Raw genomic sequence first — 10,356 nt, 5'->3', positions numbered from 1 at the left:
AGCACGACGAAGGGCCCCGATCCGCAAGGATCGGGGCCCTTCGTCGCATGTGCGAGGGTGCGTCAGGGACGCAGCAGCACCTTGCCGACGCGGCCGGCCGTCATGCTGGCGCGCACGGCGTCGCGCACGTCCTCGAAGGCGTGGATGCCCGACACCGGCAGCGTGAGCACGCCCTGGCCGATGCGCTCCGCGAGCTCGCCGAACAGCGCCTGCCTCGTGGCCGCATCCATGGTGCGGCTCACGACCGCGCCCCAGAAGCCGCGCACGGTCGCCTGCTTGAAGATGAGGTCGCCGGAGCGCAGCTCGAGCACGGGGGAGTCCATCGCGCCGAACGCGATGAGCGTGCCGCCCTCGCCGAGCACCGAGAGCACGTCGCCGGCCGATGCGCCGCCGACGGAGTCGACGCCGGCGACGATCGGGGCGCCGCCGGTGATCGCGGTCACCTGCTCGCGCCAGTCGTCGCCCTCGGTCGCGACGATGCGCTCGATGCCTGCCTCGCGCAGCTCGTCGATCGCCGCGGCGCGCCGCACGAGGCCGACGACGTGCACGCCGCGCGCCTCGGCGAGCTGCGCGACCATGCGGCCGACGGCGCCGTTGGCGGCGTTCTGCACGATCCACTGGCCGGGCTCGAGGTCGAGGTCGTGCAGCAGGCTCACGGCGCTGAACGGCATGGCCACGAGCTGTGCGGCCGCCTCGTCGGGCAGGCCGTCGGGCGCGGGGATGAGCGACGAGGCGTCGGCGACGAAGTGCTCCGCCCAGGCGCCGAACGTGCCGCCGGTGATGACGCGGTCGCCGACGGCGAGGGAGTCGACGCCCTCGCCGAGCGCGTCGACGACGCCGACGGCCTCGGTGCCGCTCGCGGCGGGCAGCTCGGGCACGAAGCCGTAGGTGCCGCGCACCGTCCAGAGGTCGTGGTTGTGGATGGTGGCGAGCAGGGTGCGCACGCGCACCTGGCCCGGGCCGGGCTCCGGGGTGGGTCGCTCGGCGACGGTGAGGACGTCCTCGGGCTCGCCGAAGGTCTCGTGCACGACTGCACGCATGGGGTGCTCCTCTCGGAAGCGGTGGATGGGATGGATCAGCGGCTGCGGCGGGCGCGGAGGCGCGCGAGCAGCGTGTGCCCGGCGCCCGTGGACCACAGGGCGCCCGCGACGAGCAGCGGCTGGAAGAAGAGGCGGCCGAGGCGGGCGGCATCGGTGTCGAGGCCGAAGCCATCGCGTCCGTGCACCCACTGCGCGACGTTGCCGGGGAAGATGGCGACGAAGAACGCCGCCGCGACGGCGCCCACGATCGTGCGCCGCCTCCTGGCGACGACGAGCGCGGAGCCGAGCGCGATCTCGACGACACCCGATGCGAGCACCGTGACGTCGGGGTCGAGCGGCACGAACTCGGGCACCTGGGCCTGGAAGTCGTCGCGCGCGACGGTCAGGTGGGCGATGCCCGCGCCCACGAGCGCGACGCCCATGAGGACGCGCACGATCGTCTGGGCCGGTCGGCGCCCGTGCAGGCGGTCGTCGCGCGCGTCGGCCACGTCAGTCGTCCGAGACCGTGACGGTCACGTCGATGTTGCCGCGCGTCGCGTTCGAGTACGGGCACACCTGGTGGGCGGCGTCGGCGAGCGCCTGCGCCTGCTCGTGCGGCACGTCGGGGATGACGACCTCGAGCTCGACGGCGAGGCGGTAGCCGCCGGAGCCGTCGGGGCCGATGTGCACGCGGCTGCCGACGCTCGAGTCGGCGATGCGCACCTTCTGCGCGCGGGCGACGCCCTGCAGCGCCGAGTGGAAGCACGCCGCGTAGCCGGCGGCGAAGAGCTGCTCGGGGTTCGAGCCCTCGCCCGATCCGCCCATCTCGGCGGGCACGGCCATGTCGAGGCCGAGGCGGCCGTCGGGGGTCGAGACCTTGCCGTCGCGGCCTGCGCCGGTCGAGAGCGCCTCAGCGGTGTAGAGCACGTCCATGGTGATCCTCCTGGGATGTCGGGATGGGAAGTCGGGTGGGGGCGTCAGGCGCGGGCGGCGTGCATCGACGCCGTCAGGTCGTGCAGCCGCGCGAGCAGGCGCTCGTCGTCGCGGTCGCCGACGACGCCCATCGCGCCGGCGATCGCGGCGGGCACGTGGGCGAGCTCGCCGCGGAGGGCGATGCCGCGCTCGGTGGGGGCGACCTCGACGATGCGCGCGTCGGCGGTGCTGCGCGCGCGCTGCACGAGGCCGTCCTCCTCCATGCGCTTGAGGAGCGGCGAGAGCGTGCCGCTGTCGAGCTGCATGCGCTCGCCGAGGCCGCTCACGGTCTGCGGCCCCTCGACCCAGAGGGTGACGAGCACGAGGTACTGCGGGTACGTGAGCCCCCACGGCTCGAGGAGCGAGCGATAGGTCTGCGTCGTCGCACGCGTCGCGGCGTACAGCGCGAAGCACAGCATCTCGTCGGTCACGGCCATGGAAGAAGCATTGCACGCAATCAAATCGTGCACAACCGTTCGATGCTGCCCGGGCGCATCGCGACGACGCGAGGAGCGGCGGCCCTCGGTCGGCCACGACGTCACCGCTGCGCCCGACGATCGCGGCGAGACGGCCCCCACACGGTGTCGAGGCCGCGCGGGATGGTGCCAGGGCCGATGCCCGGCTCGCCGGGCGAGCGTCCAGGGAGCGGCCTCTGCGGCGTCGCGGCGCGCGGGACGACCGACGTCGACGTGCCCGTGGCCATCCACGCGCTCGGCAGTCGATGCTCGACGTACGCGAGCGCGTTGTGCGCCGCCTCCTCGAGCGAGCCCCAGTAGCCGATGAGGCGCCGTCGCGATCGATCGTCCTCGCCGGTGACCACGCGCCAGAAGCCGTCGTCCCCGGCGATCGTCACGCGTCGGATGACGGCGTACGCGCGCCGGTGCACCATCACGACCCACTCGCTGGGCTCGACGCTCAGCTCGGGCACGATGCGCCCCCGCGTGACCCCCGTTCGAACATGCGTTCGAACGTACGACGTCGACGCGTGGCGCGCCAAGGCCGGCGGGGCGCGTGTCAGCGCGGTCGTGCTGCCACGGCGACCACCGCGTCGAACGCGAGCAGCCCGCACATGACGGCCGCGCCGACCGGTCGTCTGTCGCGCAGATACTCGCGGGCGTAGGGGAGGTGCATCACGCTGTGCGCGGCGAGCGGCAGCCATCGGCGTCGCGAGCCTCGCATGCCGAGGATGGCGACGCCGAGCGTCAGGTCGACGATGCCCAGGGTGCGTCGCCGGCGGATGCTCGTCGCGTCCAGGCGCAGCCAGCGGCCACCCCTGCGCGGTGCCGCGGTCAGCAGGGTGCCGAATCCGACGCCGACCAGCCCGACGCCCGTGACGACGACGGTGGTGGCGGGATGCCGTGCAGCAGTCGTGCGCATCATCGGGCGACGCGTCACTCCGACGACCGGCGCGACCGTCGGCGGCGCCACCACGGCGTCGCCCGGTGCTCCGCGGCGGCGCGCGCGGCCGCCTCGTCGGCGTCGCGCTGCCGCTGCGCGCGGCGATCCCGCCACGCCGCGACCTCGGCATCCACGTCCCGCAGCTGCGTGACGACCGGTGGCCCTCCCTGCAGCTGTCGCCTGGCCTCGATGACGCGGCGGTCGAAGTCCTCGAGCGCCGCTCGCACGTCGGCCTCGCGGTGCATCCGGTCGAGGCGCGCATCGAGCTGGGCATCCTCGGTCCGGAGGGAGAGCGCGGGCGGCGCGAGCCCCGTGAGCTGCTCGCGCTCGATCTTCCGACGGATCCACCAGTTCGGATCGTGCGCCGCCTCCAGGAGGTCGGTGAGCGGCTTGCCGGCGCCGGGCAGATCGTCGAACTCGCCGCGCCGCATCGCCTGCTGCAGAGCCGTCTCGACGTAGGCAGCCCGCTGGGCTGCCGTCGGCACGGGTGCCTCCGGGTCGGCCGGGCCGTCGTCGACGCCGATCCGGTAGCGCGCCGCGCGAAGCCGCGGATCCTCGGTCATCGGGCACCTCCTCGCCGACCAGGCTACGACCGGCCGATCGCCGCTCGCCAGGGGTCGACGGCGCACCGCGGCTCTGCGCGACCGACGGCGTGACGCCGCCCGCCCACTACCGCATCCTGCGGCTCCACGCCCCCCGGGTGCGCGGGCGCGGTCGTGGGTGGGAGCCTGTCGCGGCCGCAGTCGACACCGCTCGGCCGCCCGTCCGCGACCCCACGCCGCCGCACCCGAGGAGCACCCATGGCAGCCACGACGACCGACAGCGACGCCGACGCCGCGAAGCCCGGCCTCGCGAGGCGGATCACCGGCCCGCTGCTGTTCCTCTTCATCCTCGGCGACGTGCTGGGGGCGGGCATCTACGCCCTCACCGGCACGTTGGCCGGCGAGGTCGGCGGTGCGATCTGGATCGCGATGCTCGTCGCGCTCGGTCTCGCGCTGCTCACCGCCGGGTCGTACGCCGAGCTCGTGACGAAGTACCCGAAGGCGGGTGGTGCTGCCGTGTTCGCGCAACGGGCGTACCGCACGCCGCTCGTCGGCTTCCTCGTCGGCTTCTGCATGCTCGCCGCGGGCGTCACGAGCGCCGCCGGGCTCGCGCTCGCCTTCGCCGGCGAGTACCTCTCGACCTTCCTCGACGTGCCGGCGGTGCCGGCCGCGATCGCCTTCCTCGTGCTCGTCGCGCTGCTGAACGCGCGCGGCATCCGCGAGTCGCTCGGCGCGAACGTCGGCATGACCGCGATCGAGCTCACCGGCCTGCTGCTCGTGCTCGTGACCGTCGCGATCATGGTGGGCGCCGGAGGCGGCGAGCCAGGCCGTGCGCTCGAGCTGCGCCCCGACGTCGCACCGGGCACCGCGATCCTCGGCGGCGCGATCATCGCCTACTACTCCTTCGTCGGGTTCGAGACGTCGGCGAACGTGGCCGAGGAGGTGCGCGACCCCAGCCGCGTGTACCCGCGTGCGCTGTTCGGCTCGCTACTCGTCGCCGGCATCCTCTACGCCCTCATCGGCGTGGCGAGCGCCGTGGCGCTGCCCGTCGACGAGCTCGCGGCGTCCTCGGGGCCGCTGCTCGCTGTCGTGCAGGCCACCGGCGTGGGCGTGCCGGCGTGGCTGTTCAGCGCCATCGCGCTCGTCGCGGTCGCGAACGGCGCGCTGCTGACGATGATCATGGCGAGCCGGGTCGCGTACGGCATGGCGGGGGAGGGGCTGCTGCCCTCGCCGCTGTCGCGCGTGCTGCCCCGCCGCCAGACGCCCTGGGTCGCGATCGCTGCGACGACGCTCGTCGCCGTGCTGCTCACGTCGCTCGGCGACCTCGCGCTGCTGGCCGAGACCGTCGTGCTCCTGCTGCTCGTCGTCTTCATCAGCACGAACGTCGCGGTGCTCGTGCTGCGACGCGATCGGGTCGAGCATGCGCACTTCCGCGTCTGGCGCATCGTGCCGATCCTCGGGGTCGCGTCGTGCGTGCTGCTGCTCACGCAGCAGTCGCCGCGCGTGTGGCTGCTCGGCGGGGCGCTCCTGGCCGGCGGCGCGCTGCTGTTCGGCATCCAGCGCCTCGTGCAGCGTGCTCGGGGCAGCGCGGGCGACCGCGCCTGACCATGCCGCGCCGGCGGCGACGCATGCGAATGCGCCGGGCGCGACCGCCCGGCGCATTCGCGTCCTCGGACTACGGCGTGCGGATCGTGACCTCCGCGCCGGCGTCCGGGTGCTCCTTCGCGTAGTGCGGACCCGCCTCGCCCGAGGCGATGCGCTTCCGCAGCACCAGCAGCCACCACGCTGCCCCCACGGCCACGATGCCGGCGAAGACGGCGCCGTTGCCGGCGAACGCCGGCAGGAGGAGCAATGCCGCCTCGACGACGAGGAACATCACGAGCCCCAGCACGAGCACCGGGATGCGTGCGCGACCCAGGTCGAACGTGCCCGGCTCCGGTGCGGGGATGCGGCCCTTGCTGGCGGCGATGAGCAGACCGATCGTCTGCAGCGCGTACGTCGTGAAGAACGCGAGCGACGCGATGCCCAGGAAGTAGTTGAACGCCTGGAACGACACGAGGGCCGACAGCAGGAGCAGGGCCGAGAGCACGCCGAGCGTGATGACGGCGGCCGACGGCGACTTGCGCCGCGGCGCGATGTGCCGCAGCTGCTTCGAGAACGGCATCATGTTGTCGCGTGACAGCGAGTACAGCAGGCGGGTGCCGACGAGCACGTTCGCCAGCAGGCAGACGAGGATGTTCGTCAGCGCCACCGCGATCACGATGCGGGCCACGACCGGGCCGAGCTGCTGCGAGATGATCTCCTCGATCGGAGCCGCGGACCCCTCGAGCGCTGCGGGATCCCTGATCGCCAGCACGTACACGAGGTACATGAAGAACTCGATGACGCACGACGCCGCGAACGCGTAGAACATCGTGCGTGGGATGACCCTTCGGGCGCTCTTCGTCTCCTCGGCGACGTCGGCCACGGCCTCCACGCCGACGAGCCCGAAGAACGGGCCGAGGGCGGCAGCGAACCACGCCACGATGTACGGCGTCGCGTCGTCGCCGGCGACGCCCTCGAACAGCGACGACAGCGGCTGCGCGTTGCCGGGCACGCTGAACGCGACGATCGCGACCAGCGCGGTGACCACGATCGTCACGACGAGCTCGAGCGCGACGCCGATGTTGTTGATGAACGTCGCGAGCCGCACGCCGTACGCGTTGATGAGCACGCAGACCGCGACGACGCCGATGGCGATGAGGATCTGCGTCGTCTGCGTCAGCTCCCAGCCCATGACGCTGCCGAAGTAGCCGGCGAACACGTAGCCGAGGCTCGTCATGCCGCAGATCCAGCCGAGCAGGGCGATGAACCCGGTGAACCATCCGAAGCTCGAGCCGTTGAGGCGGCTCGTCCATTGGTAGGCGTAGCCGGCGAGGGGGATCTTCGCGGCGACGTCCGCGGCGATGAGCGTCCACACGAGGAACACCGGGATCGCGAGGAACAGCGTCCAGATGAACGGCGAGCCGGCGTTGAGGTAGCCGGCGCCGAAGCCGAGGAAGACGGCCGTCGTGGCGCTGATCGTCGAGAACCCGATCGCGAACGACGCGATCTTGCCGACGGAGCGGTCGAGGCGCTGCTCGTAGCCGAACTCGGCGAGCCGGGCATCCTCGTCCTCGCCGATCATGCGCGGCGGCGGAGCCAGGTCGGGTCCAGGGCCGGGAGGCGTCGCTGATGCCGTCATGGGGTGCTCCTCGATGCTTCGTCGCTTCGCTGGGGCCGTGGCCACAGCCGGGGTCGTTGTCGGCAGTGAACCCGCCGACCCCGCGTGCCGGGAAGGACCAAGGCGCTATCGGCTGACAACCGGGGGTTATCGCGAGGGTGCTCGAGGCCCGGGCGTCGAAGGACCGTCATCGCTCGTGAGCGTGCTCAGCATGTGCTGGAGCAGCAATCGTGCCGACGTCGACAGCCGCCCGCGGCGCCATGCCAGCGCGGTGAGGCTGACCGGTCGATCGACGATCGGCACGAAGCGGATGCCGGGCCGGTCGTAGAGCCGGGCGAGCGATGACGTCGTGAAGCTGATGCCCACGCCGCGGGCGACGAGCGTCGTCTCCGCCTCGTACGTCGCCGCCTCGGCGACGACGTTCGCCGGACGACCCCTGCGCGCATCCGCGGCCATCCAGTAGTCGCGCCATGGGCCCGCGGATGCGGGAGCGACCACGATCGGCTCGTCGAGCAGCTCGTCGATCGTCAGCTCGGTGCGCTCGGCCAGCCGGTGGGTGCGTGGCAGGCACGCGACCCACGACTCCTCGGCGACGGTGACCATCTCGACGGCGTCGACGTCGATCGGAGGGCGCAGGAGCGCGATGTCGGAGGTGCCGCCCGCGAGGCCCGCGCTCGGATCCGAGAAGTCGTGCTCGACCGTCTCGATCGTGAGGCCGGGGAATGCCCGGTCCGCATGCTCGAGCAGCTGGAAGAGCAGGTCGGCGCCCGTGCCGATGAGGTAGCCGATGCGCACGTGCTCGTCGTCGACGAGCGTCGCGAGGGCGTCGATCGCGTCGTCGACGCCGTGCAGGGCGGCGCGCACGAGCGGCAGCCACTCGCGGCCGAGGGGGGTCAGCGAGACCGAGTGCGTGTCGCGGTCGAAGAGCCGTCCGCCTGCGTGGCCCTCGAGCTGCCGGATGGCCGCCGAGAGCGCCGGCTGCGAGATGAACAGCCGTTCGGCCGCCCGGCGGTAGTTGAGCTCCGAGCCGAGCACGTCGAAGTACCGCAGCAGCCGCAGCGTGATGTCGTGCCGTGCCATCGCATCCACCGTCCTCATGCCGGTCCGGAGGCCGCCTGATAACCCCCGGTTATCGAATCATCGCACCTTCGACCTTCCCCTCCCGGCTGCGCCTCGGGATGGTGAGGCGGACGAACGACGACGCTCACCGGAGGACCGCATGGCACGCCAGCACACGACGATCTCGATCGAGACGCCTGCCCGCCAGGAGTTCTTCGACGTCACCGAGCAGCTGCAGGCGTTCGTCGCCGCGAGCGACGTGCGCGACGGCATCGCGGTGGCGTACTCGGCGCACACGAGCTGCTGCGTCATCCTGCAGGAGGAGTCGGAGGACGTCACCTACTTCGGCACGCAGGCGCTGCTGCAGGACACCCTCAACGTCCTCGCGAAGATCGCGCCGCCGACTCGCAACGAGGGGCAGTACCTGCACCCCGGGCCCATCCACATCCGCAACGCCGCCGAGCTGCGCGACGAGCACCCGTCGTGGGGGCTGAACACCGACGGGCACATCGTCTCGTCGATCCTCGGCCGATCCGAGACGGTGCCGATCGTCGACGGTGCGCTGCTGCTCGGCGAGTTCGGCCGCGTCTACTTCGGCGACCTCGACGCGGTGCGCGCGCGCACCCGCACCGTGCACCTGCTGGTCGTCGGCGGCTGACATGCGCGTCTACGCCGTCGACCTCGGCACCACCAACACCAAGGTGGTGCTGTTCGACGAGCGTCTGCGCAGGCTGGCGATCGCATCGGCGCCCACCGACCTCGTGCGCTCCGGCGACCGGGTCGAGCTGTCGGCGCCCGATCTGCTCGAGACGGTGCTGCGGCTCATCCGCTCGTGCGCATCGCGGGCCTCGGACGCGGGCGACATGGATGCCGGATCCCATCACGCCGTGATCGCGCTCACCGGGCAGGCGGAGTCGCTCGTGCTCGTCGACGCCGACGGCCGTGACGTGCGGCCCGCCATCTCGTGGCTCGACGATCGGGCGAGCATCGAGGCCGCCGAGCTGGGCGAGCGGTTCGACGCCGCGGAGGCGTTCGCCATCACCGGCGAGCCGACACCCTCGACCACGTGGCCGGCGGCGAAGCTGCGCTGGCTCGCGCGGCACGAGCCCGACGCGCTCGAGCGCACGGAGCGCGTGCTCATGCTGAAGGACGACCTGGTGCGGCGCCTCACCGGCAGGGCCCTGGGAGAGCGGACGACCCGCGGCTTCACGTACCTCCACGACGTGCTCGCAGGCACCCCGTGGTCGGCGATGCTCGACTTCGTCTCGATCTCCGCCGAGCAGCTGCCGACCGTGGTGGCCGCGGGCGCGGACGCCGGCGTCGTGCGGGAGGCCGTCGCCGCCGCCATGCCGCCTGCCGCATCCTGGCGGGTGAACGTGGGCGCGCTCGACCACTTCTGCGCGATGGTCGGCACCGGCTCGTACCTGCCGGGCGTCGTCAGCGAGTCGGCGGGCACCGTGCTGTCGCTGTCGATGCTCGCAGGCGACTTCGCGTTCGACCCGGCCCACTCGGCGTCGTTCCACGCGGGGATCGCCGACGGCGACGTCGTGCTGTTCTCGGGGGTCGATGGCGGTGGCATCTCGCTCGAGTGGTTCCGACGAGAGGGACTCGCGGGAATGCCGTACGACGAGCTCGAGACGGCGCTCCTCGCACGCGGCCGTCGCGTCCGCCCGTCGTCCGCCCCGGTGTTCCTGCCCTACCTCACGGGCGTCGCGCCACCCGACCTCTTCGCCTCCGCGCGCGGCGCGTTCCTCGGGCTCGACCTCGCCCACGACCGCATCGACATGGCCTACGCCGTGCAGGAGGGGGTCGCGCACATCCTCCGCCGCAACGTCGACGCGTTCGGCGGGGCCCGCCAGATCGTCTCGACCGGCGGTGGCACCGCATCCGCGCACTGGAACCAGCTGAAGGCCGACGCGTGCGGCGTCGACCTGCTCGTGCCCGACGAGGAGGAGGCGACATGCCGCGGCGCCGCCGTGCTGGCGCTCGTCGAGGCGGGGGAGCTCGCCACGCTCGCCGACGCAGACGACCTCGCCCTGCCCACGGTCACGCGCTACCGACCGCGCGACGCGTCCGTGCACGACGAGCGCTATCGCCTGTTCGACGACGGGCTCCGTCGGCTGTTCGGCTGAGCCGCCGTCCGCATCCCCGAGACCCCCGACCC

Annotated in this window: 12 protein-coding genes; 3 read left to right on the top strand and 9 right to left on the bottom strand. The window is 72.7% G+C overall.

Going from position 1 to position 10,356, the window contains the following annotated elements:
• Positions 1 to 62 precede the first annotated feature (62 nt).
• The 7 genes from ABD249_RS14875 to ABD249_RS14845 all read right to left on the bottom strand — a co-directional run bounded on the left by ABD249_RS14875 (position 63) and on the right by ABD249_RS14845 (position 3,952).
• Complete coding sequence (locus ABD249_RS14875; RefSeq protein WP_344344827.1) at positions 63 to 1,040, bottom strand: zinc-binding dehydrogenase; 978 nt, start codon at positions 1,038 to 1,040, stop codon at positions 63 to 65.
• 35 nt (positions 1,041 to 1,075) lie between these two features.
• A complete protein-coding gene (locus ABD249_RS14870; protein ID WP_344344826.1) occupies positions 1,076 to 1,528 on the bottom strand; it encodes a DoxX family protein in 453 nt (150 codons plus the stop codon).
• Position 1,529: 1 nt separating this feature from the next.
• On the bottom strand, positions 1,530 to 1,952 hold the full coding sequence (locus ABD249_RS14865) for an organic hydroperoxide resistance protein (protein WP_344344825.1): 423 nt from the start codon (positions 1,950 to 1,952) through the stop codon (positions 1,530 to 1,532).
• Between the two features lie 44 nt (positions 1,953 to 1,996).
• A complete protein-coding gene (locus ABD249_RS14860) occupies positions 1,997 to 2,428 on the bottom strand; it encodes a MarR family winged helix-turn-helix transcriptional regulator (protein ID WP_344344824.1) in 432 nt (143 codons plus the stop codon).
• A gap of 101 nt (positions 2,429 to 2,529) precedes the next feature.
• Positions 2,530 to 2,919: a hypothetical protein gene (locus ABD249_RS14855; RefSeq protein ID WP_344344823.1), complete on the bottom strand. Its 390-nt coding sequence runs from the start codon at positions 2,917 to 2,919 to the stop codon at positions 2,530 to 2,532.
• Between the two features lie 86 nt (positions 2,920 to 3,005).
• A complete protein-coding gene (locus tag ABD249_RS14850) occupies positions 3,006 to 3,371 on the bottom strand; it encodes a hypothetical protein (protein ID WP_344344822.1) in 366 nt (121 codons plus the stop codon).
• A gap of 11 nt (positions 3,372 to 3,382) precedes the next feature.
• Entirely contained in the window at positions 3,383 to 3,952 is a 570-nt protein-coding gene (locus tag ABD249_RS14845) for a DnaJ family domain-containing protein (RefSeq protein ID WP_344344821.1), read from the bottom strand.
• 237 nt (positions 3,953 to 4,189) lie between these two features.
• Between ABD249_RS14845 and ABD249_RS14840 the strand changes: the two genes are divergently transcribed.
• Positions 4,190 to 5,536, top strand: a complete 1,347-nt coding sequence (locus ABD249_RS14840; protein ID WP_344344820.1) for an APC family permease — start codon at positions 4,190 to 4,192, stop codon at positions 5,534 to 5,536.
• A 70-nt stretch (positions 5,537 to 5,606) separates the two neighbouring features.
• Here the strand turns inward: ABD249_RS14840 and ABD249_RS14835 are convergent, their stop codons facing one another.
• Positions 5,607 to 7,154, bottom strand: a complete 1,548-nt coding sequence (locus ABD249_RS14835; protein WP_344344819.1) for an APC family permease — start codon at positions 7,152 to 7,154, stop codon at positions 5,607 to 5,609.
• A 126-nt stretch (positions 7,155 to 7,280) separates the two neighbouring features.
• Positions 7,281 to 8,213, bottom strand: coding sequence for a LysR family transcriptional regulator (locus ABD249_RS14830; RefSeq protein WP_344344818.1), 933 nt, complete (start codon positions 8,211 to 8,213; stop codon positions 7,281 to 7,283).
• 139 nt (positions 8,214 to 8,352) lie between these two features.
• Between ABD249_RS14830 and ABD249_RS14825 the strand changes: the two genes are divergently transcribed.
• The gene (locus ABD249_RS14825; RefSeq protein ID WP_344344817.1) at positions 8,353 to 8,850 is read left to right on the top strand and encodes a YjbQ family protein; all 498 of its coding nucleotides are present in this window, start codon (positions 8,353 to 8,355) and stop codon (positions 8,848 to 8,850) included.
• A gap of 1 nt (position 8,851) precedes the next feature.
• On the top strand, positions 8,852 to 10,324 hold the full coding sequence (locus tag ABD249_RS14820) for an FGGY-family carbohydrate kinase (RefSeq protein WP_344344816.1): 1,473 nt from the start codon (positions 8,852 to 8,854) through the stop codon (positions 10,322 to 10,324).
• Positions 10,325 to 10,356 lie beyond the last annotated feature (32 nt).

It is taken from the genome of Agrococcus versicolor, assembly GCF_039531815.1.
GTDB classification, from domain to species: Bacteria; Actinomycetota; Actinomycetes; order Actinomycetales; family Microbacteriaceae; genus Agrococcus; species Agrococcus versicolor.
Note: the sequence above shows the minus strand (reverse complement) of the source record. Positions and strands in the feature narration are given on the sequence as shown.